The organism is uncultured Alteromonas sp., from assembly GCF_963976965.1.
Classification (GTDB): domain Bacteria; phylum Pseudomonadota; class Gammaproteobacteria; order Enterobacterales; family Alteromonadaceae; genus Alteromonas; species Alteromonas naphthalenivorans.
Map to the genome: position 1 here is coordinate 50,876 of NZ_CAXBMP010000021.1, position 24,476 is coordinate 75,351.

At 43.6% G+C, this 24,476-nt stretch carries 16 protein-coding genes; 14 read left to right on the plus strand and 2 right to left on the minus strand.

Annotation, left to right across the window (positions count from 1 at the left end; translation table 11 throughout):
• The first annotated feature begins 141 nt into the window (after nt 1-141).
• From dnaJ to AAC006_RS15245, 4 genes are all read left to right on the plus strand, one after another.
• Entirely contained in the window at nt 142-1,278 is a 1,137-nt protein-coding gene (gene dnaJ, locus AAC006_RS15230) for a molecular chaperone DnaJ (protein WP_126873918.1), read from the plus strand.
• Between the two features lie 155 nt (nt 1,279-1,433).
• Nucleotides 1,434-1,934: a cytochrome c gene (locus AAC006_RS15235; RefSeq protein WP_288388718.1), complete on the plus strand. Its 501-nt coding sequence runs from the start codon at nt 1,434-1,436 to the stop codon at nt 1,932-1,934.
• 320 nt (nt 1,935-2,254) lie between these two features.
• A complete protein-coding gene (locus tag AAC006_RS15240; RefSeq protein ID WP_185864209.1) occupies nt 2,255-4,810 on the plus strand; it encodes a GGDEF domain-containing phosphodiesterase in 2,556 nt (851 codons plus the stop codon).
• Between the two features lie 200 nt (nt 4,811-5,010).
• Complete coding sequence (locus tag AAC006_RS15245; RefSeq protein WP_126873916.1) at nt 5,011-6,903, plus strand: propionyl-CoA synthetase; 1,893 nt, start codon at nt 5,011-5,013, stop codon at nt 6,901-6,903.
• Nucleotides 6,904-6,930: 27 nt separating this feature from the next.
• Here AAC006_RS15245 and AAC006_RS15250 read toward each other — a convergent pair whose 3' ends face one another.
• A complete protein-coding gene (locus AAC006_RS15250; RefSeq protein ID WP_013784749.1) occupies nt 6,931-7,611 on the minus strand; it encodes a cytochrome b/b6 domain-containing protein in 681 nt (226 codons plus the stop codon).
• Nucleotides 7,612-7,854: 243 nt separating this feature from the next.
• Between AAC006_RS15250 and dapB the strand changes: the two genes are divergently transcribed.
• The 8 genes from dapB (at nt 7,855) to AAC006_RS15290 (ending at nt 19,819) form a co-directional block, all read left to right on the plus strand.
• Nucleotides 7,855-8,655, plus strand: coding sequence for a 4-hydroxy-tetrahydrodipicolinate reductase (gene dapB / locus AAC006_RS15255; RefSeq protein ID WP_013784748.1), 801 nt, complete (start codon nt 7,855-7,857; stop codon nt 8,653-8,655).
• Nucleotides 8,656-8,997: 342 nt separating this feature from the next.
• Nucleotides 8,998-10,128 carry a glutamine-hydrolyzing carbamoyl-phosphate synthase small subunit gene (gene carA, locus AAC006_RS15260; RefSeq protein WP_013784747.1) on the plus strand — a complete coding sequence of 377 codons (1,131 nt, stop codon included), beginning with the start codon at nt 8,998-9,000 and terminating at the stop codon, nt 10,126-10,128.
• A 13-nt stretch (nt 10,129-10,141) separates the two neighbouring features.
• The gene (carB, locus tag AAC006_RS15265) at nt 10,142-13,357 is read left to right on the plus strand and encodes a carbamoyl-phosphate synthase large subunit (protein ID WP_013784746.1); all 3,216 of its coding nucleotides are present in this window, start codon (nt 10,142-10,144) and stop codon (nt 13,355-13,357) included.
• Between the two features lie 126 nt (nt 13,358-13,483).
• Complete coding sequence (gene greA, locus AAC006_RS15270; RefSeq protein WP_159531210.1) at nt 13,484-13,960, plus strand: transcription elongation factor GreA; 477 nt, start codon at nt 13,484-13,486, stop codon at nt 13,958-13,960.
• A gap of 300 nt (nt 13,961-14,260) precedes the next feature.
• The gene (locus tag AAC006_RS15275) at nt 14,261-16,249 is read left to right on the plus strand and encodes a methyl-accepting chemotaxis protein (protein WP_126873912.1); all 1,989 of its coding nucleotides are present in this window, start codon (nt 14,261-14,263) and stop codon (nt 16,247-16,249) included.
• A 248-nt stretch (nt 16,250-16,497) separates the two neighbouring features.
• Nucleotides 16,498-18,363 (plus strand): hypothetical protein, encoded by a 1,866-nt coding sequence (locus AAC006_RS15280; RefSeq protein ID WP_126873911.1) that lies wholly within the window; start codon nt 16,498-16,500, stop codon nt 18,361-18,363.
• Between the two features lie 417 nt (nt 18,364-18,780).
• Nucleotides 18,781-19,326 (plus strand): NUDIX hydrolase, encoded by a 546-nt coding sequence (locus AAC006_RS15285; protein WP_013784741.1) that lies wholly within the window; start codon nt 18,781-18,783, stop codon nt 19,324-19,326.
• 103 nt (nt 19,327-19,429) lie between these two features.
• Complete coding sequence (locus tag AAC006_RS15290) at nt 19,430-19,819, plus strand: DUF3224 domain-containing protein (protein WP_013784740.1); 390 nt, start codon at nt 19,430-19,432, stop codon at nt 19,817-19,819.
• Between the two features lie 99 nt (nt 19,820-19,918).
• Here the strand turns inward: AAC006_RS15290 and AAC006_RS15295 are convergent, their stop codons facing one another.
• Entirely contained in the window at nt 19,919-20,362 is a 444-nt protein-coding gene (locus AAC006_RS15295; RefSeq protein ID WP_013784739.1) for an Hsp20 family protein, read from the minus strand.
• A gap of 520 nt (nt 20,363-20,882) precedes the next feature.
• Between AAC006_RS15295 and AAC006_RS15300 the strand changes: the two genes are divergently transcribed.
• A complete protein-coding gene (locus tag AAC006_RS15300; RefSeq protein WP_013784738.1) occupies nt 20,883-22,064 on the plus strand; it encodes an acetate kinase in 1,182 nt (393 codons plus the stop codon).
• A gap of 64 nt (nt 22,065-22,128) precedes the next feature.
• Nucleotides 22,129-24,264, plus strand: a complete 2,136-nt coding sequence (pta, locus tag AAC006_RS15305) for a phosphate acetyltransferase (protein ID WP_013784737.1) — start codon at nt 22,129-22,131, stop codon at nt 24,262-24,264.
• Nucleotides 24,265-24,476 lie beyond the last annotated feature (212 nt).

Sequence of the window (24,476 nt, forward strand, 5' to 3'; positions counted from 1 at the left end):
CTTTAGCAGTTAAGGCGCATCAGGTTCACTTGTTGCGCCTTTGTCGTGTAATAAAACACGATAATAAATGTAGTTTCACAAGGGCGACAATGTGCTCGAACAACGTGCTTGTGATAATAATAGGTAGGATAAGTAAACACTATGTCGAAACGTGACTACTACGAAGTGCTTGAGGTAGATAAAGGCGCTAGCGAACGCGAAATCAAAAAAGCGTATAAAAAGCTAGCGATGAAATATCACCCGGACCGCACGCAGGGCGATAAAGCCCTTGAAGTTAAATTCAAGGAAATCCAGGAAGCCTACGAAGTATTAAACGATGCGCAAAAGCGTGCCGCTTACGATCAATATGGTCACGCTGGTGTAGATCCTAATCGCGGTGGCGCTGGCTTTGGTGGTGGTGGCGACTTCGGTGATATCTTCGGCGATGTATTTGGTGATATTTTCGGTGGCGGCGGTGCTCGTGGCGGTCGTCAATCACGTGCTCGTCAGGGCTCAGACCTTCGTTACAATCTAGAATTATCGCTTGAAGAAGCGGTACGTGGCAAAAGCGTTGATATTCGCGTGCCTACATTGGTTGAATGTGAAGTGTGTGACGGTTCTGGTGCGAAGAAAGGCTCTACGCCAAAAACGTGTCCAACCTGTCATGGAAACGGTCAGGTGCAAATGCGCCAAGGCTTCTTTGCGGTTCAACAAACTTGCCCAACCTGTTCGGGTAAAGGCAAGATCATTGAAGATCCATGTAACAGCTGTCATGGCCATGGTCGTAAAGAAAAAACCAAGACCCTTAATGTTAAGATCCCATCTGGTGTCGACACTGGCGATCGCATTCGTTTATCTGGCGAAGGCGAAGCAGGAGAGAACGGCGCACCGGCAGGTGACTTGTATGTTCAAGTACATGTGCGCGACCATAAAATCTTCCAGCGTGACGGCAACAACTTGTACTGTGAAGTACCATTAAGTTTTACCACAGCAGCCCTTGGTGGCGAGCTAGAAGTACCTACGCTCGATGGTAAAGTAAAACTTAAGATTAGCCCTGAAACCCAAACAGGACGTATGTTCCGTTTACGTGGTAAAGGCGTTAAGTCGGTTCGAAGTGGCGCGGTTGGCGATTTGATGTGTAAAGTTGTGGTGGAAACACCGGTTAGCTTGTCATCACGTCAAAAAGAATTGCTGCAAGAATTAGAAGAATCGATGGGTAAAGCATCAAGTAAGCACAGTCCAAAAGCACAAGGCTTCTTTGACGGTGTGAAAAAGTTTTTCGACGATTTAACTAACTAAATCGTATCACATTAATAAAGCCCTCTTATGAGGGTTTTTTTTTGGCCTAACTATCGAAAAAATACAAAATTTATAAGTTAAAACCTTGCGCAAAAGGTGGGTATTCGTCAGGATAGAAAATAGACCAACACAATCGAACAGGCATGGCGATAACTATGAAAAATATTCTAGGAAAGACAATCAAGACCACATTAGCTACCGCAGCTTTAGCAACGTGTTTAGCGGGTGGAGCTATAGCGGCAACGGAAACTTCAGAAGCCTCGTCAGAAAAGCATGCAAAAGCGGCGACACAATACCGCCAAGCTATTTTCCAATTGGTACGCAGTAATATGGGGCCGTTGGGCGGCATGGCGAAAGGTGCACTACCTTTTGATGAGTCGGTAATGATGACCAATGGTGTACGATTAGAGCAACTTGCAGATATGATGAGTGATTACTTATCTGTTGATACCCGTAAGTTTGATGTAGACACAGGCGCGAAAGACGCAATGTGGGAAAACTTCTCAGATGTAGAATCTAAAATTGCTGCTTTGAAAGAAGCGTCAATGGGTTTACAAGCTGCGGTTAAAGCCGGTGATGAAAGTGCTTATCGCAACGCGATTGGCAAAGTGGGAGCAAGCTGTAAATCTTGCCACGACGACTACAAAAAAGACTAACCATTTTAATCATTCGCAGCGCATGTAGTTCGTGCGCTGTTATTTCCTTACCTCCTTACCTCCTTACCTCCTTACCTCCTTACCTCCATGCCTCTAGCTGCATACATACATATCATTCATGCTCGCTCATAAATCCTCTTTATATACTAAACGATTGCTCACTTCTTAGTGCAAATGTGCTGGAAAAAAGAGTAAAAATTCTCTATTGTTGACTAAATAATGATCATGATTTTTGCTTGAGCAGTGAAGTTGATAAGCAAATAATTAACGACAAATGATCGCACTATAACCATCTTAAGATGGATTGGAGTTCACCTAAAATGCAGCTTCACGACGGATTGTTGGGCTCTTTACAAGATAGTAGTTTGCCAGAGGTTACCTCGCGGTTGAGTGAAGCCAGGGTAAATACAGAAGCTACCGCTGTCTTGCTTGTTTCGTTATCTCCTACTGCCACTTACGTGGATATACTGTGCTGCGATGACAATAATTCCGATTCTGAGAAACAGTCACTGGTCATGCCCAAACATGCTCAGCTTCTGTTATCGATGACAGAAATGAGTGCCACATTACCAGGCTGTGATTTTGAATGGCCAGAGGCGCTAACCATTTGTAGCAGCCAAAACGTGATTGTAGGTGGAATAAAAGATTTTCAAGGTAATATTATCGGGGCCGTTCTGATTGTGTTGCGTTGTCATCAATTAACGAGTCATCAAAAGCACTACGCTAGTATAGCCCGTCAGCAAATAGAACTCAGTCTTCAATATAAACTTATTCAACATCCTTTTACCGACAAACTCGCCGAAAAAATTCAGTTGCTTAATGAAATTGGGCGCATCTCTCATGTTGGTGGCTGGGAATTAGATATACATGCAGGCCTTGTCTCGTGGACACGAGAAACCTACTTATTGTTTGGTGTTACGCCGGGAAGAGATATCACGGTAGAGCGAGCTTTAGCCAACTTCCCACAAGTGAGCCGCGAAAAAATTACCAAAGCAATGAAAGCAGCAATAAAGTCACTGTCCACTTTTGCATTAGAGGTAGAGTACATCAATGCAGAGGGTTATCGGCGCTGGTTGAAAATGACGGGCACACCTCAGTCAGAGGTTACTAGCTCGCACCAAGATAAGGTGTATAGGATTTATGGCTCTGTGCAGGATATAACGGAACATAAACGTTTATCCGATACACAACATAACTACACGGAATACCTTTCTACAATTTTAGACAGTATTTCTGATGCGCTTGTGACCATTGATGAAGAGGGCACTGTGATCACAGCCAACAATACGGTTGAGCACGTGTTAGGTTACGATGCTGATGAACTTATAGGGCAAGATATCTTTATTTTGGTGCCCAAAGTTGAATCACAAAATACCAAAGAATATCTGAAAACGTTTATGAAAGGAGGCAGGAAAACCGCTAAAGCTTCCCCAGAAAATCATTTGGTTAGCCATAAAAATGGCGGCCTGATACCCGTTGATATTTCATTATCTTCTTTTCATTTTGATATGCAAAAGCGGATAGTATTGGTATTTCGGGATATGAGTGTTCGAAAACAATTAGCAGACCAAGTTTATCAAGCCGCTTACTATGACAACATCACCCAATTGCCAAACGCTAAATTGTTCGAAAAAGGCTTGAAGTGTGTTATTCGAAAAGCGGGGGTAACCTACGCAGATATTTACTGCGCGCAAATAGTTATCGACAATATAAGTCAGTATAAGCAGGCGTTTGGCCAGCCTACCGCCGATTATGTTATGCGTATTCTTGCTTCTAGGCTAGCCCGAACGTTTTCTAAACCTTTTTCTATTTACAGAGGCGCAGAAAACAACTTTTATTTGTTATACGAAGACATCATTACCGAGGAAGACAAAGAAGCTCTCTACGCTATTGATGCAGTTAAGCAGCAGCTTATCGATGAAGTGTGTAGTGACATCACCTTGCACAATAGTCCTCATAAAATTTATGCCGTAGTGACCATTTGCCAGCTTAAGGGCATGGAGGCAAGCGTGATGAAGGTCAGGCACATGCTTTCCCAAGGGTATCACCAACTGAGCGCAGACCAAGTAAATACACCAGTGATTTTTCATCGTGCCTCTAGTGTGGGTTATGACCGATACAATTTTATTCGCCAATCCCTTGGTGCCGCAGTCAGTAATCACGAACTCTTCATTGAGTTGCAACCCCAATATGAGGGAGATGGCAATATGGTGTGCGCCGAGGCATTAGTTCGCTGGCAGCACCCCCAATTAGGCCTAATCCCCCCCGCTGAGTTTATTCCTATTGCCGAAGAGACTGATGCAATAGTAGAAATTGGCCAATGGGTGATGAATGAATGTGGAAAGCTATTATACGAATGTGATAAAAGTGGTTTGAAAACACGGCTCTCAATTAATATTAGTGCCAAACATATGGCTAGAGCCGACTTTAGCGAAAAAATGCTAGCAGTGATTGCTCATTGGAATATTCCAAAGGGGAGCCTTACCATTGAACTTAGAGAAGCCGTACTCATTGGAAGTTTTGCCTTGGTGCGTAATTCAATGAAAGAGCTAGCAGATAAAGGGGTATCATTCTCCATAGACCATTTTGGCAGTGGTAATTTGAATTTAAGTTACCTTCGCGACCTGTGTATAAAAGAAGTAAAGCTTGATAGGCACTTTATCGATGAAGAAGATAAAATGGGGACCCAGAGCCCGCTGCTGAATAGTATTTTCGATATCGCAAAAATCTTTGAATTAAGAACCGTGGCAGAAGGAATAGAAAATACCACACAATTTAACGACGCTATAAAGCGTGGTTGCCATGTGTTTCAAGGGTATTTTTTAGACAAGCCACTTAATGTGAGAGATTGGCGCGCAAAATTACCCGGGAAATAGCGTGATTATCAATTGAAGCCAACTATATGAAACCCCCGTCTCTATATGTACCAACACCAAATTGACTATGCTGATAGCATAATTGTTAAAGAAATAAGTGATGTAATTACAAAGGTTTAATCAACATAAGCCTGAAGTCTTATACGATAAAATCATGTTTATGCAGTAGGGTAAAGTAATACTCTATTGCGGAAACGGTCATGAATTATCATCAAGAATATCAGGCGTCAATTGATAACCCAGAAGCATTTTGGCAAGATAAAGCACTGCATCTCGACTGGTTTACACCCCCTAAAAAAGCACTAAGCGAAAACACAAACGGCTATCCTCAGTGGTTTAAAGGAGGAAAGCTCAATACCAGTTATTTGGCATTAGATCACCATGTTAATGCAGGGCGGGGCGAAAACGCGGCGCTAATTTACGATTCTCCGGTTACGAATACGCAAGAAACCTGGACCTATAATACCCTGCTTAATGAAGTGGCTACGCTAGCGGGCGCGCTCACAAGCCTTGGTGTCACAAAGGGCGATACGGTTATTATCTACATGCCCATGATCCCTCAAGCTGCGGTAGCAATGTTAGCGGTGGCAAGAATAGGGGCAATTCACTCTGTGGTATTCGGTGGTTTCGCAGCCAGTGAATTAGCGGTTAGGATAGATGATGCTGAACCTGCACTTATTATTACGGCATCGTGCGGTATAGAAGGTAAAAAACTATTGCCTTACAAACCCATGGTTGATGATGCTATCGCCCTTGCTCACCATAAACCTGCAGGTTGTGTTGTTTATCAACGCAAGCAGCTTAATGCGAACCTGGTAGATGACTTTGACCATGATTGGCAAGCATTATGTCAAGCTAGTGAACCAGTAGAATGCACACCCGTAGATGCTACCGATCCCCTTTACATTTTGTATACCTCCGGCACAACGGGCAAGCCCAAAGGGGTTGTTCGTGACAATGGTGGTCATGCGGTAGCACTTAATTATTCTATGCAAGCCATTTACGACATAGATCAAGGCGATGTTTTTTGGGCTGCATCAGATGTGGGCTGGGTAGTAGGGCACTCGTACATTGTTTATGGGCCACTAATAAAGGGCGCTACTACTGTTATGTTCGAAGGCAAGCCGGTAGGTACACCAGATGCTGGCGCATTCTGGCGCATGGTAGAGCAGCATAAAATAAATGTATTGTTCGCAGCGCCAACAGCATTTAGAGCAATTAGGAAAGAAGATCCTGAAGCTAATTGCATCGCGCGATATGACCTAAGTAGTTTACGAACCATATTTATGGCCGGTGAACGATTAGACCCGCCCACATATCATTGGACGGTAGAAAAAACCGGTAAGCCGGTGGTTGATCATTGGTGGCAAACTGAAACCGGTTGGCCCATTTGTTCAAACCCTATTGGCATTGAGCCGCTTAGCACTAAACCAGGTTCATCAAGCGTTCCTACCCCAGGTTTTAATGTGAGAGTATTGGGCGCTAATGGTGAGCCGGTTGCTACTGGTGAAAAGGGAGCCATTGCCATTTCTTTACCGTTACCTCCTGGGTGTTTAACCACTATTTGGCGAGACCATAAGCGTTTCACTCAAGGATATTTACAAGAATTCGACGGTTATTACAGCACCGGTGACAACGGATACATAGATGAAGAAGGTTTTGTGTTCATTATGGGTAGAACCGACGATGTCATCAATGTGGCGGGGCATCGGTTATCAACGGGAGAAATGGAAGAAGTGTTGGCTTCACACCATGCCGTGGCCGAGTGCAGTGTTATTGGAGTGGCTGACGCGCTAAAAGGGCAGATTCCAGTAGGCTTAGTGTTACTTAAAGATGGCGTTAAAGTAGAAGAGGCTGCTTTTGAGCGAGAGCTCATTGCTAAAGTACGAAACACCATAGGGCCGGTGGCTAGTTTTAAGCGTGCCGTGATTGTGAACCGCTTGCCAAAAACACGATCAGGGAAAATATTGCGTAAGCTGCTAAGACAAATCGCCGCAGATGAGCCCATTAATATACCCTCTACCATTGACGATCCAGGCAGTGTGACAGAGATTGCCGATTTAATGAAAAGCAAAGGCTTAGTTGAACGCTAAGCCTTATCGTTTCTTTTGCACAAGGAATTAAAAGTACTCTTCTACTTCAGGTGCGGGCGGGGCAATTTCTATCGCGTAGTAAAGCGCAGCCGCTGTTACTAGCGCAACTGCAAGTGCAAGCCAAAGACGAGACGAGGGAATAGGCTTGTCTTCAGTGTCCTTTTGACCATGAAACATAGGGGGTACAAGTTTTTGCTTTTTATACACGGCATAAAACCCAATAGCAGCAACATGTAAGCCTATTACCCATAGTAAAATATCGAAGGCGAGATGGTGCAAGGTATTCATAAGGTCTAACGTGCTGCCGCTGACAAGATGGCGATAGGGGCCATCAAGAAAAATATCGTCGGTCATGAACAGTCCGCTTACCGCTTGAACTAATAAAAGTAGAAGCATTACCACCACAAACCAGCCACCAAGAGGATTGTGGCCTGCCACGGCGGCACTGTTTTTATCAAACAATGTACGTAAATAACCTATTACCGCACTTGGTCCTTTCACAAATTGACTAAAGCGGGCGTAAGTTGGACCTATGACTCCCCAAATTAACCTAAAGACCAAAAGCCCTAAAGTAAAATAGCCAATATAGAAATGCCATTGGGTCGCATCGTCCATCCACTCAGCGGTAACATATTGTGCTGCAATACTGGCAACCAAAAGCCAGTGAAAAAGCCGGGTGGGAAGATCCCATATAAGCTGTTTACGCATATTATTCTACCTATGTGTTTTGAAGTAATTCAATAACCATTAATGTAAACCTTGTTTAGGTCTTGGGGTAAACCCACTTACTTTCATGCTAGCTATTTTTACCGTTAAAAACGATAGGTTGCCCGCCTTTTTTGTATTAATGCTGCAATTTTTCAATTATCAGTAATATTTAAGCTTATCTCGTTGCAATAGTAACTGCATTTGGCAAAATGCGTTTACTGTTAAAGGAAAAGAATAACGTAAATGAAAGTAGGTTTATTTGGCGCCAATGGGCGCATGGGTCGGGTGCTTATTGAAGCACTTGATCAAAACGAAAATGCAGAACTGAGTGTTGCTACGGTACGTGATGATTCTCCTTGGATTGGCATGAACGTGGGCGAGTTGGCTGGCATTGGTAAAAAGCCAATTGATTGTTTAGGCATGTCTTCGCTAACTCAACAACATGCTGATGTGATGATTGATTTTACCTTACCTGTGGTTTTTGAAAATAACATTGCATGGTGTGTGGCCAATAAAATGCCAGTGGTCATCGGTACTACTGGGTTAAGTGAAAGCCAATTGGCTGTGTTAGATGAAGCGGCTAAAACCATTCCCATCGTTTTTGCAGCAAACTATAGTGTGGGCGTTAACCTGATGTTGTCATTGGTTCGACAAGCTGCGAAGGCGTTAGGTAATACGGCTGATATAGAAATTACTGAAGCCCACCACAGGTTCAAACAAGATGCCCCTTCTGGCACCGCCATGGCCATTGGGGAAGCCATTGCCGATGAGCTAGGTCGCGACCTTAAAACTTGTGCGGTTTATGGTCGTGAAGGCAAAGAGCCTGAGCGAGACCAGGGCACTATTGGGTTTGCTACCGTTCGCGCAGGCGATATTGTCGGTGAGCACACCGCATTGTTTGCCGATATTGGTGAGCGTTTGGAAATAACCCATAAAGCATCAAGTCGCTTAACGTTTGCTAAAGGCGCGGTGCATGCGGCCCAATGGCTTCACGGCAAGCCAGCAGGATTATATTCAATGGTCGATGTGCTAGACCTGAAATAATAACTAAAGACCGTGAAGATAGTTTTCATTTTAACAGCGGCTTTAGTCGCATTACTTTGCACTAATAAGTAGTGGTTTTGGCGGTTATACAAGACAAATGAGTTTAAGTGGTTATTTTAATGATTTTTAATATTTAAATTAGACATTTTTAGTCAGTCATGTATACTCGCCGGAATTTGCCCGAATTTCGTATTCTAAAGCTATAAAACTGGCTGTAGAACACGGTTTTATTAGCTGCAAAGATCGTAAAATGAGCGCTGTTAAATCAGTACTCTCATTTTTTGTGGGGTTTGGACAGAAATTCTGTTCAAACACATAGTTATCCTTAATCTGGAGGTTGACTTGGCTAATTCTGCCCTTTTGGTGTTAGAGGATGGTTCTGTCTTTAAAGGAACGGCGATAGGTGCGCAAGGCACTGCCGTTGGTGAAGTTGTTTTTAATACTTCAATGACAGGCTATCAAGAAATCATCACTGACCCATCCTACGCTGAACAAATCATTACCCTTACTTATCCACATATTGGCAATACCGGTATTAACGAAGAAGACGTTGAAGCAGATAAAATCTGGTCTAAAGGTCTTATTATTCGTGACTTACCTCTTGTTGCTAGTAATTTCCGTCAACAACAAACGTTATCAGAGTACCTCAAAGCCAAAGGCGTTGTAGGTATAGCCGATATCGATACTCGTCGTTTAACACGTATTCTACGTGATAAAGGCGCGCAAAACGGCTGCATCGTTTGTACTGATGAGTTAGATGAAGCGAGCGCGTTAGCACAAGCAAAAGATTATCCTGGCTTGAAAGGCATGGATTTGGCAAAAGTAGTAAGCATTACTGAGCCAAAGACGTGGACTGAAGGCAGCTGGAAATTGGGCGAAGGGTATATCACTCCAGCCGATAGTAAATATCATGTAGTCGCTTACGATTACGGGGTTAAGAGCAACATTTTACGTTTGCTTGCAGACCGTGGTTGTCGCGTTACCTTGGTACCCGCGCAAACACCTGCTGAAGAAGTGTTAGCTATGCAACCTGATGGTGTGTTCTTGTCTAACGGCCCTGGTGACCCTGAGCCGTGTGATTATGCCATTACAGCGATTAAAACTATCGTTGAAACAGGTTTGCCAGTGTTTGGTATCTGTTTAGGTCATCAACTACTTGCGCTTGCCAGTGGTGCTACTACGGTGAAAATGAAGTTTGGTCACCATGGTGCTAACCATCCAGTGAAAGACTTAAAACGCAATGTGGTGATGATCACCAGTCAGAACCATGGCTTCGCTGTAGATGAATCAAGCCTACCTTCTAATTTAGAAGTAACGCATGTTTCGTTGTTCGATAAGTCGTTACAAGGTATTCATCGTACCGATAAGCCAGCGTTTAGTTTCCAAGGGCACCCAGAAGCAAGCCCTGGACCGCACGAAGCTGCGCCGCTATTCGACCACTTCATTGAATTAATCGAACAACACAAGCAGTAGGAACGAGCCCGCTATGCCAAAACGTACCGACATAAAAAGTATTCTCATCATAGGTGCTGGCCCTATTGTTATTGGCCAGGCCTGCGAGTTTGACTATTCAGGCGCTCAAGCATGTAAAGCGCTACGCGAAGAAGGTTATCGCGTTATTCTGGTTAACTCGAACCCCGCTACTATCATGACCGATCCTGAAATGGCCGATGCAACATACATCGAGCCAATTCACTGGGAAGTGGTACGCAAAATTATCGAAAAAGAGCGTCCAGATGCCATCTTGCCCACAATGGGCGGACAAACTGCGCTTAACTGCGCGCTAGATTTAGATCATCACGGTGTATTGAAAGAGTTCAATGTTGAACTTATCGGTGCAACGGCTGATGCTATCGATAAAGCTGAAAACCGTGAGCGCTTCGACAAGGCAATGAAAAACATTGGTCTTGAATGCCCACGCGCCGAAATTGCACAAAGCATGGATCAAGCCCACGACGTACTAACGCGTATTGGCTTTCCATGTATTATTCGTCCGTCATTCACCATGGGTGGAAGCGGCGGCGGTATTGCATACAATATTGACGAATTTAACGAAATTTGTGGCCGGGGTCTCGACCTTTCGCCTACCAAAGAACTCCTTATTGATGAGTCGTTAATTGGTTGGAAAGAATACGAAATGGAAGTAGTTCGCGACCGTGCAGATAACTGTATCATCGTGTGTACTATTGAAAACTTCGATGCCATGGGTGTACATACTGGTGACTCAATCACAGTCGCGCCAGCGCAAACCCTTACTGACAAAGAATTCCAGCTAATGCGTAATGCCGCCATGGCAGTATTACGTGAAATCGGTGTTGAAACCGGTGGCTCTAACGTACAGTTCGGTGTAGATCCAAACACAGGCCGTATGGTGATCATCGAGATGAACCCGCGGGTATCGCGTTCATCTGCATTAGCATCAAAAGCGACAGGTTTCCCAATTGCTAAAGTGGCTGCCAAGTTAGCCATTGGTTACACCCTTGATGAGCTTGCTAACGATATTACCGGTGGTTTAACACCAGCATCTTTTGAGCCTTCAATCGATTACGTAGTCACAAAAATTCCTCGCTTTAACTTTGAAAAATTTGCTGGCGCGAACGATCGCTTAACCACGCAAATGAAATCAGTGGGCGAAGTGATGGCGATTGGTCGTAACCAACAAGAGTCACTACAAAAAGCACTTCGCGGCCTTGAAGTTGGCGCGAACGGCTTGAACTCAATGGTCGATTTAGAAGACCCAGAAGCACGCAACAAAGTGATTTACGAACTACGTGAGCCTGGTGCTGAGCGTATTTGGTACATTGGCGATGCGTTCCGCATGGGCATGACCGTTGATGAAGTATTTACGCTCACTAACGTTGACCGTTGGTACCTCGTTCAGCTTGAAGAACTTATTCAGCTTGAAGCTCAAGTAGCTGAATGTGGATTACACGGCATTGATGAAGACCTTATGCGTAAACTTAAGCGCAAAGGTTTCTCTGACTCTCGCTTAGCCGAGCTTACGAAAGTAGGTGAAGGTGACATTCGTGAAACTCGTCGCGGCTTTGGTGTAACGCCAGTTTATAAGCGTGTTGATACCTGTGCGGCAGAATTTTCTACCAGCACGGCTTACATGTATTCAACCTACGATGAAGAGTGTGAAGCTGACCCCACTGACAACGATAAGATTATGGTGTTAGGTGGTGGTCCAAACCGTATTGGTCAAGGTATCGAGTTTGATTATTGTTGTGTTCACGCGGCGCTTTCAATGCGTGAAGACGGTTACGAAACCATTATGGTTAACTGTAACCCTGAAACGGTTTCTACCGACTATGACACATCTGATCGCTTGTACTTCGAACCGGTAACGCTAGAAGACGTACTTGAGATTGTGGCTAAAGAAAAGCCAAAAGGCGTAATAGTGCAATACGGTGGCCAAACGCCGCTTAAGTTAGCACGTGCCCTTGAAGCTGCTGGCGTACCTATTATTGGCACGTCGCCTGAAGCTATCGATAGAGCAGAAGATCGTGAACGCTTCCAGCAAATGGTGAATAAGCTAGGCCTTAAACAGCCAGCAAATGCTACGGTAACTAACATCGAGCAAGCCCTTGCAATGGCTGACGGTATTGGCTTTCCGCTTGTAGTACGTCCTTCGTACGTACTAGGTGGCCGCGCAATGGAAATTGTTTACGACCTTAAAGACTTAAAACGCTACCTAACGGAAGCGGTGAAGGTTTCTAATGATTCTCCTGTACTGCTAGACCGTTTCTTAGATGACGCTATTGAAGTCGATATCGATGCAATCTGCGACGGTAAAGAAGTCGTTATTGGCGGAATCATGGAGCATATTGAGCAAGCGGGTGTTCACTCTGGTGACTCAGCCTGTTCATTGCCACCTCACTCCTTAAGTAAAGAGATTCAAGATGTTATGCGCGAACAAGTGAAAGCCATGGCGCTTGAACTTGGTGTTGTTGGCCTAATGAATACACAATTTGCGGTAAAAGATGGCGAAGTGTATTTAATTGAGGTTAACCCGCGTGCAGCACGTACAGTACCATTTGTATCGAAAGCTACAGGTGTTCCACTTGCTAAAGTTGCCGCACGCGCAATGGCGGGTGTTAGCTTGGCAGAGCAGGGTGTTACGACAGAAATTATTCCTCCGTTTTACTCTGTGAAAGAAGTGGTATTACCGTTTGCTAAATTCCAAGGTGTTGATCCACTATTAGGCCCAGAAATGCGCTCTACCGGCGAAGTGATGGGTGTGGGTGATACTTTCGAAGAAGCATATGCTAAAGCTAACTTAGGTGCAGGGGCGCCATTACCTAAATCAGGTAAAGCGTTAATTTCTGTGCGTAATAACGATAAGAACAAAATTATCGAATTAGCCAAAGCATTGAACGGCGCTGGATTTAGCATTGAAGCGACGCGAGGCACAGCAACCACACTTTATGATGCAGGTATTGCCTGTTCTGTAGTGAATAAGCTGTCTGAAGGTCGCCCTAACATTGTGGACTCCATCAAAAATGGAGAGTACGCCTATATCATCAATACTACGGAAGGTCGCCAAGCGATTACCGACTCGGTTTATATTCGCCGAGAAGCGTTGCTGAATAAGGTGACTTACACCACCACAATGAATGCTGCTTTTGCTACTATTCGTGCGAAGTCCGCAGACGATCGTGACAAGGTGGCTTCAGTCCAAGAGCTTCACGCAAGACTCTAACACTGATGACATTACATGGGATACGCGGTATCCTGTGTATATGACACTTATGTGAACCAATCAAAAGTGCGCCGGAAGGCGCACTTTTTTCTGTTTAAAATCAACTAGCTAGTCGAGACTGTATTCATGAGTCAGTATCCAATGACCGCGCACGGCGCACAGCTTCTGCGCGACGAACTAAACGAACTTAAAACAAAAACTCGCCCGCGTATTATTCAGTCTATTGCTGAAGCTCGCGAGCACGGCGACTTAAAAGAAAATGCTGAATATCACGCCGCCCGTGAACAGCAAAGTTTCTGCGAAGGCCGTATTCAAGATATTGAAGGTAAATTGTCGAACGCACAAATTATCGATGTCACTAAAATGGAAAACAAAGGTAAGGTTATTTTCGGCACTACCGTTACCATTTTGAATGTTGATACCGACGAAGAAACCACATATCGAATCGTGGGCGACGATGAAGCGGATATTAAGAAAAACCGTATTTCGGTAAATTCACCTATTGCTCGCGGCCTTATTGGTAAAGAGCTTGATGATATGGTCACTATTCAAACACCAGCAGGCAGTGTCGAAGTAGAGATTATTGAAGTTCAATATATCTGATACACCGTAAACCAGTGGCTCTGGCCACTGGTTTCAATCAGCGCAAAGCCCCTCTATTTCACCCATTACCATCCCACCATTCTTTAATTCTCAACCTTTCTTTTTTAGGATTGAGCTAGCATACCCTGCAATTCCCAGCACTTTACACTAATTGATAGATACCAAAATCACAGATAATAGCCTACGTTTTAATAGCGCATACATTTTTTGGCAAAAGCTTACTTAAACTTTTTTGTTGCTGACACAACGCTTATTTAATCGTAAACCACCTTATCTATCTAATAGAGGCTGTCATTCGTTATGATGTTGAAAAAACTCTCGGTATTGCAGCTTACTATTTTAGGTACGGCATGCTTGTTTATATCAATCATGTTTCTGGCTTATAAAGATATAAGTACCTCTAGAGAGGTATTATCTTCCGCCGAAAGGGACATTAAGTTGGTGACATTGATAGCAGCCGTAGAGCGCGTGGCTCATCATCATGCGGTCGAAAGGGGGCTAACGGCAGGTTTTTTAGGTAATCCAAGTGATACCTCCAGAAGCAAAGTACTAAACCAAAGAAAGAAAGCCGATGCGGCCATGGACAAGATAACTAGCATAGTGGCTGAAGACTGGAAAGAGGCATCGTCAGTTGAAAAAATTCTGTCTCCTGTTTTTTCTTTAGTGAAAAACAAAAGTGAAATAAGAAAAGAGGTAGACGATTTAAATGGGAAAAATGCTTTTTCCTTCTACAGCAACCTTAATAAACGTGCGTTAAATACCACTAATGCGTTGACCATGCTGGTTAACGCTCCCGAGGCTAAACAGGTATTGTCACAAGCCTTGCTATTTGCACAAGCTAAAGAAAAAATGGGGCAGCGTAGAGGTAAAGTGAATGCTGTTTTAGCGGCAAGCGCAATTTTAGATCCCGTTAGGCAGCAAGTTTTAGCGTATACCAACGAAACCAAGTACATAGAAGAAAAGCTTAAGCTGAATTTAGACGGCGATGCATTAATTGGGTTTCAGGCGTTAATGAAAAGCGTCACTAGCAATCAAGTTAACCAAATTGTGCGTGAAATCACTTCTGATAACCCGGCATTCTCTTCACTACCCACCAATTCAGAATGGTTTTCATTAGCTTCAGAGCAAATAGGCGGAATTGCTGCGTTGTTAAGTGAGCGGTTTGATTACGTGGTTAGTATTGTTAATACAAAAGCGAGTAGCGCGAATACAAACTTAGTGGTTACATTCGTCGTTATTGCGTTGCTAACGTTATTTATTGTTGTCATATATCGCACATTGCTCGGTATCATTACGCAACAGTTAAATAAATTGGTGGCGAACCTAGATAAAATTGCGAAAGAGGGTGACCTCACTATTGATTTATCAATGAGCACTAAGAACGAACTAGGTGATATATCTCGTTCAGTTAATACCACCATTTTAGCATTGCGGGATCTCGTGCGTGGGTTAGGACAATCTATTCTCACAAGTTCCAGGCTTTCCCGTCAGTTAGAAGATTCCAGTGGTGAAATGTTGGATGATGCGGGGAAAACTCAGCAACTTACCGCCAATATCGCGTCAGCAATTGAACAAGTTGCTGCGACGAGCAGAGAAATTGCCAAGGCTGGTGTAGATACGTTACGTGCGAGTAAGCAGTTAGATGGCCTTGCTGAGGCGTCACTACTGGCGAACGACAACATTCGTCATAGTATGGAAGTACTCGCTGATGATATTAAAGGGGTGCAACAAAATGCTGCCGACATGGAACAGCAAGTAACAGAAATTGGCTCTATTTTGGACACCATTAACTCGCTTTCGGATCAAACCAATTTATTGGCGTTAAATGCCGCTATTGAAGCAGCTCGCGCAGGTGAGCATGGCAGAGGTTTTGCTGTTGTTGCTGATGAAGTAAGAAAGCTGGCGCAAAGTAGTCGCGCTTCTTCTGACAAAATATCTAGCTTACTGTCTAACTTAAAAGATGCCAGTGTGGTCGTGGTGACAGATATTAATAAAAATGTGGCCTCGATTACCAATTCAATGGAAGTGACAATCGAAGGAAGAACCACCGCAGAAAAAGTGAAAGAAGCAGCCACTAATGTAGAAGGCATGGCTCACACCATGTCTTCTTCGGCAGAACAACAGTCTGCCACCACCTTAGTCATAGCTCAAGATGTGGTGAATGTTGAAGAGGCTGCGCGGCATGAAGTAAATATAGCTAAACATTTATCCAAATTATCGGGCGACATGAAAGAAAACAACCTGCTTCTTCAGCGCACAATAGATGGATTTAAAGTGGATAAAGATTAACTTTTGAAGCTTATCTCGATGAAAAAGGATAAAAGACAGCTACCACCTGAAAATGGGCTTCAAATAGAGAAGCTCCGTTAGTAATTGGACACACACTTATTTTGCTTTTCTTATATTGAGTGTCTATTTTAAGTTGCTGGCTCACGCCTAACTGCCAACCCTTTACAATCTTACTGAGACTTTTCATTGCCTAACCCCTAGGCAAAGTTTATTCTGCATAAGCTTTTTATTTAACAGGGATTTTTTCAATGGCATATGATTTTGGTTCACAGACGTTAGGCATAGCCAACCCTTTCAAAAAAGAGGGGCTTTTCCGCGCAGTGGGCGGTGGTTTGGTACTCGCTTTAGCCATTTATGCAGTAGCGGGCGTGCCCGATTTGTTTGCCGAGAACAAAGTGCGAGGTTACACGCTACTAGGCGTAGCTTTTGTCCTGATCGTGTCTGGTATTAAACATTGCGCAGTGGGTATTTTGCAGCTCATGCGCTTTTTTGTAGGACGTACTGTGCCTACCTCTCTTGCGTATAACCACTCGGTTTCCGAACAGGATGCAGCGCAAGCAGAGAAAAAATCCCTGCTGTATTCGAAAGAAAGTTTACACGCTATGTTAATGGGGCGTCGTAACACCACGTTTGAAGAGCCTCGAGGTTGGCTAGCCCGACTAGTGCATAGCGTGTTGCCGAAACTTACTTTCCTACCTTTTCCTTTGCGCCATTTATCTCAAGAAATTATTGCCATGGCGGTAACCTTCCTTGTGGCGCTACTTGCATTCGCTATTGTCTACTTTTTAGTAAGTAACGGATTAGCGGGTGAAGTCGCTAAAGTATTAGTAATGCCTTTACTCTCAATATTGCTTCTTGTTTACTTAATCGCGAATTGGGGCTCTACGGCAAAAGGCATTCACAATGAAGGCAACTCTCAACTTGCGAAAGCGAGCAGTTTATCGCTAGGAGTGATTATTGGCTTGGCGATAGTCGTGCCGTTAGGCGCGGGTGTATTCCTAGATGAGTTAGTAGGTCGCGATATCGATAAAGTACAAGCATGGGCAAATACGTTCCCACTATTTAGCGCTTGGGCAAACTTAGCCTTGTTACTAGTTTGCGTAATTGCTGTGATGGCGTTAATCATGCCGTTACTTTACAAACGAATGGGGCAGGTTACCCCTAAAACTGAAGTCAGTGAGTTTCGCGCTAATATGCAAGAGTCGGTTCACCCGAATGAAATCTTCATTAATATTGAAAATATCGTGCTTGCCAACCGAAGATACCGCGAAGTACCGAATCGCATCTATGCCGATTTCGATCCTAGATTAAAAGAGCAAGCAGAAGGTAAAGGCAGTTTTGAGGGGGAGTTATTGATAGAAACTCAGCCTACATTAACTGACGGTGTTACCTTGCCAGAGAAAAAGAAAATGGCCCTAACTGCCGTAGCGCAAGTCGCCTTGGTGGCTGCCGCCATTTTATTTTATGTGGGTGGTTTACAGCTAGCTGAGGTTCTCGATTTAGTTATTCGCCAAGGTGTAAATACCGACGCGCAAGTTAATACCGCAATTACCATGGGTAACAACCTCATATGGTTAATCTTTGCCTGGTTAACGGTTCGTGGTGCTGCCAATGTGATGAATAAAGCGTCCCACATGTTTTGGGGCGAAATGACATTCTCATCGTTACTTATGTTTATGAAAACGGAAGGTACCTATACAGAGTCTCGTGTATCTACAGGCATGGCCATTCACGATTCTACTCGTTCCGAAAACGTTGTGGTGCGTAGCAGTATTACTCCTTGGATTATAACCAGTAGAATCAACACCTCTATTTTTGCTACAAGCGGTATGAACAATTTAGAGTCGCCACGGTTCATTATGGGAATGAATAAGAACGATGCCGAGCTTGGCGAGATTGTCACTGAAATAAAGGCATTCCTGCGCGGGCGTGAAACCATCGCATCTATTACCAACGAGGCCGACTTAGCGAACGCTGGAACCATTCATCAGGTAAATCAGCAAACCCGAAGCCACAATGACGCGCCTCAAAGCAAAATTACCCTTGAGCAGGAAGAAGATGCAGCCGGCTTCTTGCGTAATAATGCCGATAAAGAAGACGAGAATAAAAGCTAAAAGCTAGGCTTTGGTACCATTTACTTTATTTAGATATCGAATGTATTTATAGAAAACGTTTATTGGACACACACTTAAATTTTGATACATATGAGTGTGTGTCCAATTTTTTGCTACAATTTTTTGCATCTCGTCTTCCAGCCTCACTCACTACTTTATTTGCTTCGTTAAAGCGGCTTAGTCAGCTTAAAATCACGCATGTTTGTGTGACTGTCCTATCTGCTATTTGTGTGACTGTCCTATCTGCTACTATCCGCTAACTATCTGTTTGTACTCGTTCTGCCATCTGAACACCTCATCTCTTAAGTCTATTTTGAGTGACTGTCCAACATATAGTTGATTCGTGGGTGGACGGAGTTGCTCCTTGCTATATGCACTTGTACACTAACTTTTTAAGGCTTACTGAAAGGCGCTGTTATGTCGGATAAGGATATTGAAACGCTCTCGTCGAAAGTGGTTTATGAAAATAAGTGGCTTAAAGTACGTGAAGATAAAATTCGTCGTGCTAGTGGGAACGAAGGACTTTATGGTGTTGTTGAAAAACCAGACTTTGCGATTATTCTTCCCATCGACGGTGATATTGTCTATCTGGTCGAGCAATACCGATACACGGTACAGCAGCGATTGCTAGAGTTTCCGCAAGGTGCTTGGGAAGATAACCCAGATGCCGATCCGAAAGTGTTAGCTGCCGGCGAATTGAAAGAAGAAACGGGGTTTACAGCCACAGAAATGCATTATGTTGGTTTTCAATATCTTGCTTATGGCTTTTGTAATCAGGGTTATCATATATTCGTTGCGAAAGGGCTAACGCAGGGCGAGCAAAAGTTAGATGTAGAGGAAGAGGATTTAAAAATTGTACCTGTGCATATTAAAGAATTGGAATCTATGATAACTGAAGGCACGATTAAAGATGCTTCTACCTGCAATGCTTACGGACTTGCCCGTTTAAAAGGATTTATTTAGTTAACAGTCTGACTATTGACTGTAACAGAGTGTAACAATTTTATGTTGAACGGTATCGCACTCACTTGTATTGTGTGACCACACTTTTTCTTTGGAGCAAACAATGGACTGCAATGGGCAATTTTCCATTACGGGGTGGGATGAAAATATACTAAGTGAAAAACGAGAAGGTGTTAAGCAAACCCATGCTAGCATAACGCAAGCTTATGAAGGCAGCATGGCGGGGCAAAGCGACGTTGAATTTCTCATGTCATATCAGACATCAATGTTGGCGCTATTCGTTGGATTCGAGAGTTTTGTAGGAGTTATAGACGGACGTCGTGGCACAGTTTCATTTAAGCACGATGGAAAATTTGTAAATGGCATTGCCAGTAGCAACTTTTCATCGATTGATGGCAGCGCTACGGGTGAACTCTCTAATTGCACTATTTCAGGAACATTCGAGTCTGCTGAAGGCGGTAAAGCAAACTACACAATAAATCTTACCGAATAAATCTTACCGATTACCTGTTTAAACACATTATGTGTAAACGAAAAAACGGCGCTTCTCAGCGCCGTCCAAAACCAGGGAAACGATTTTTAAAAACTTTGTTTAACTCTCTATTAATCGAGAACCAATCTCAATTTGACGAGGTTTTTTAGCTTCGGGTATGACACGCTCCATATCGATGTGTAATAACCCATTTTCCATATCAGCAGCTAACACCTTCACATGGTCGCCAAGCTGAAATTTTCTTTCGAAATTCCGCTCAGATATCCCTTTGTGAAGAAACTTACGCTCAGCGGTTTCTTTTTCTTCCGGCTTGCGTGTACCCGTTATTACTAGGGTGTTTTCTTGAACTTCTATGGATACGTCATCTTTACTGAAACCCGCTATTGCCATAGTCACGCGATATTTATCATCGCCAAGCAATTCAATATTGTAAGGGGGGTAAGTACTTTGTTTTTCAGCACGAGATGCAGCATCAACAAGTGAAGCTAAGTGGTCAGAACCAATGAATGAACGGTAAAGTGGAGATAGATCGATAGTACGCATAGTCATATCCTATTAATTTAGCAATATGTTAAAAATAATTCGCCCCGACTATTCGGCGGCGGTGTTGTCAACCTGAGCTTTCAGCGTCGACATAATAGATATAGGGTGGCTCAAAATCTTTTCAAGGGCTTTTTTTCAAAAAATTTTAAATTTTATTTTGAAACGTAAAACACCTTAATTTTTTCCGGCTTCTAACATGTCACCGTTGTCGTTACCGGAAATATTAAGGTGCGACCGAATTTTTATTATTCAAGTCTATTATTTTAGGTTTCGATATTTACTTTTGTCACCTTAATTTGCCTCTTATATGCAGCGCTCTATCAAATCAAACTCAAGCATTTATATGCAAACAAAAAGGGGCGAGTAAAATAAGCACTGAACTAAATGATAATTAATTGTATTTGGGTTTTGTGGGATAGTACTATAACAATCTACTTGAAAGAGTATTAAGTAAGCATTTATGTACATAAATGCTACACTTAGCGTTCTTTTTGTTAATTAATCAAACTCAAGAAATCGAATGAAAAAAGAAGTTATTGTATTAAATTGCGGCAGTTCGTCAGTTAAATTCGCTATTATCGATGCTGACACTGGTGAGGCCGGTCTAAGTGGCATTGCAGAAAGCTTAGGTAATGATGACGCAAGCATATCGTTTAAATTAAACGGTCAAAAAGAACAGCAAACCCTACCTGCTAACGCCTCTCATGCAGAAGCTTTAGCAGCAATTCAAAACATAATTGCCAGTACAGGTGTTGAGCCAATAGCCTTGGGACATCGAGTTGTTCACGGTGGTGAACGCTTCAAAGAAGCAGCGTTAGTCGACGATAGCGTATTAGCCTCGGTAGAAGAATATGCGAGCATGGCACCGCTGCATAACTTAGCTAACCTGAAAGGAATTACCACTGCCCAAGCCGCCTATCCAGATTTACCGCATGTCATCGTGTTCGATACTTCTTTTTTCCAACAAATGCCAAAACGTGCCTATATGTATGCACTACCCAAGGCCTTGTACGAGCAGCACGGCGTGCGTAAATATGGTTTCCATGGCACTAGCCACAAGTTTATTTTAGATAGCACTGCACAATTGCTTAATAAGCCTGTTGAACAAACCAGTATTATTAGTGCTCACTTAGGCAATGGTTGTAGTGTTACCGCTATTGAAAAAGGTGTAGCGGTAGATACCAGCATGGGGTTTACGCCCCTTGAAGGGTTAATGATGGGAACGCGTTGCGGCGATATCGACCCCAGCTTGCCAGGCACTTTGCAAGAAAAACTAGGCAAGTCAGCGGCTGAAATTAATTCACTGATTAACAAAGAATCTGGCCTTGCGGGTATTTCCGGGTTAAGCAACGATTGTCGTACGCTAGAAGAAGCGGCAGAAGCGGGGCACGAAGGCGCACTGTTAGCCCTTGAAATGTTCTGTTATCGCTTAGCTAAATATATATCTAGCTACATGATAGCGGTGCCGTCATTAGATGCCGTGGTGTTTACCGGTGGTATTGGTGAAAATTCATCGTATATTCGTGCAACTACCATGGGGTATTTTTCCCATCTTGGGTTTACCATTGATGAGCAAAACAACCAAGCTATGCGCTTTGGTGCGAAAGGAAACATTGCGTCTTCCTCATCCACCAAACCTGTTTTAATCGTACCCACAAATGAAGAGTGGGTTATCGCCGCTGAAGCTGCGAAATTCGCTTAGCTTTTTTGGATAAATTTTCGCGAAAAATGTCTTCGCTCAGATTGTTTTTGCTTTAGGAGCATCTATGTCACGCCGTATTATGCTGATCCCTGTTGGCACTAGCGTAGGGTTAACTACTGTCAGCATTGGGCTAGTTCGAGCATTAGAAGAACAAGCCATTAAACTGAATTTTTTTAAACCTGTAGCACAGCCTCGTAGGGGCGATACCGGTGAAGAGCGCTCAACCGCTATTATTAGTCACCACTGTAGCGTTAAACCCATAGCGCCATTCGATTTGAACGTAGTAGAGCAAATGATCAGTAGCGATAATACTGATGAATTACTTGAAGAGATTATAGAGCGCTTTGAAGCGCATCAAGAACCTGATGCAGTGGCAGTTATCGAAGGTCTGGTGACAACCCGCCACCATCCCTATGCAGAGCGCTTAAATCTTGAAATTAGTCGGGCGTTAGATGCCGACATTGTGTTTGTTTGTGTGCCAGGAAATGATGATCCTGTTGATATTAATCATCGCCTTGAAATTGTGGTAGACGCTTACGGCGGCCACAAAAGTAAAAAGGTAATAGGGTGCATATTTAACAAAGTTAACGCGCCTTATGATGAACACGGTCAACTACGTACCGATTTAAGTGTGCTTGAAGCGCCAGAGCACGATGAAACACGCAGCAAAGCGTTGCGTGAACTGCCTATATTTGCAAAGGGCTTGAACCTGCTTGGGAATATTGATTGGAATGCGGAGCTAATGTCTCCTCGTGCTATCGATATTGCTAAGCACTTAAATGCCACATTAATAAATGAAGGCAATATTGCTTCACGTCGATTAAGCAGCGTTACGTTTGCGGCCCGTGAAATTCATAACATGACACACACCTTAAAGCCTGGCGCACTGCAAGTAATGTCTGGTGACAGAGGTGATGTGTTTGTTTCGTGTTGCTTAGCAGCGTTAAATGGCACCAAGTTAGGCGCATTATTATTAACTGGCGGCTACCAGCCAGATGAAAATATAAAGCAGCTTTGTAACCAAGCATTAGAAACCGGCTTGCCTGTTATGTTGGTCAATACGAATACGTGGCAAACCGCACAGAACCTTCATGCGTTTAATCAAGAAGTGCCGGTAGATGATAGTCAGCGTATAGAAAAAGTGATGGTACATGCGGCTGAAAGTTTAGATGCTAAATGGGTCTCTTCGCTTACTGAAAAAGTATCGCGTCAAAAGAAACTTTCTCCGTCTGCATTTCGCTATTATCTAACCAATCGTGCGCGCCAAGTTAACAAGCGCGTGGTATTACCTGAAGGTAATGAACCGCGCACTGTAGCCGCAGCTGCCATTTGTGCTAAACGAGGGTTAGCGCGGCCTGTGCTGATTGGTGATGAAAATGAAATTCAACGTGTGGCACAGCAACAAGGCGTGGTGCTGGGCGATGGGGTTGAAATTGTTTCACCTGCTGCCATACAAGAAGATTATGTGGCAGGGTTAGTGAAGCTTCGCGGTCACAAGGGGGTTACCGATGTGGTTGCTCGTGAGTTGCTACAAGACAACGTTACCCTAGGTACTATGATGTTGCAGCAAGGTGATGTTGATGGCTTGGTATCTGGCGCCGTTCACACTACAGCAAATACCATTCGCCCCGCATTGCAGTTAATTAAAACAGCAGAAAATGCATCGTTAGTTTCGTCGGTATTTTTCATGTTATTGCCAGACCAAGTCTTGGTTTATGGTGACTGTGCCATTAATCCAGACCCTAATGCCCAACAGCTGGCAGATATTGCGATTCAGTCTGCTACGTCGGCGCAGATGTTTGGTATCGAGCCAAGAGTCGCTATGATCAGTTACTCTACTGGTACATCGGGTGCTGGAAGCGATGTTGAAAAAGTGCGTGAGGCTACCGAAATTGCACAAAAACTTCGCCCGGACTTACTCATTGATGGGCCGCTTCAATACGATGCCGCTGCCATTGAAAGTGTAGGGCGCAGTAAAGCGCCAAACAGCCGTGTTGCGGGTAAAGCTAATGTATTTGTGTTCCCAGATTTAAACACCGGAAATACCACTTACAAAGCGGTTCAGCGTAGTTTTGATTTGGTGTGTATTGGGCCAATGCTGCAAGGCATGCGCAAGCCTGTCAATGACTTAAGCCGTGGAGCGTTAGTAGATGATATTGTGTTTACTATTGCGTTAACTGCTATTCAAGCCGCCAATTAGTTAAGTGCGTTTAAGCTAGCTTAAGGCTATTAAAATTAGCTCAAGGCTATTTACCTAGCTCAAGGCTGTTTACCTAGCTCAAGCTGTATTAGTTTTTGACTATGGAAATTCGATAGTGACACGAACAAAAACGGCGCATAATGCGCCGTTTTTTTATGTTTACATTTTAGTTAGTTCATTAAACCTAACTCGTCGACTAAATAAAAATTTTG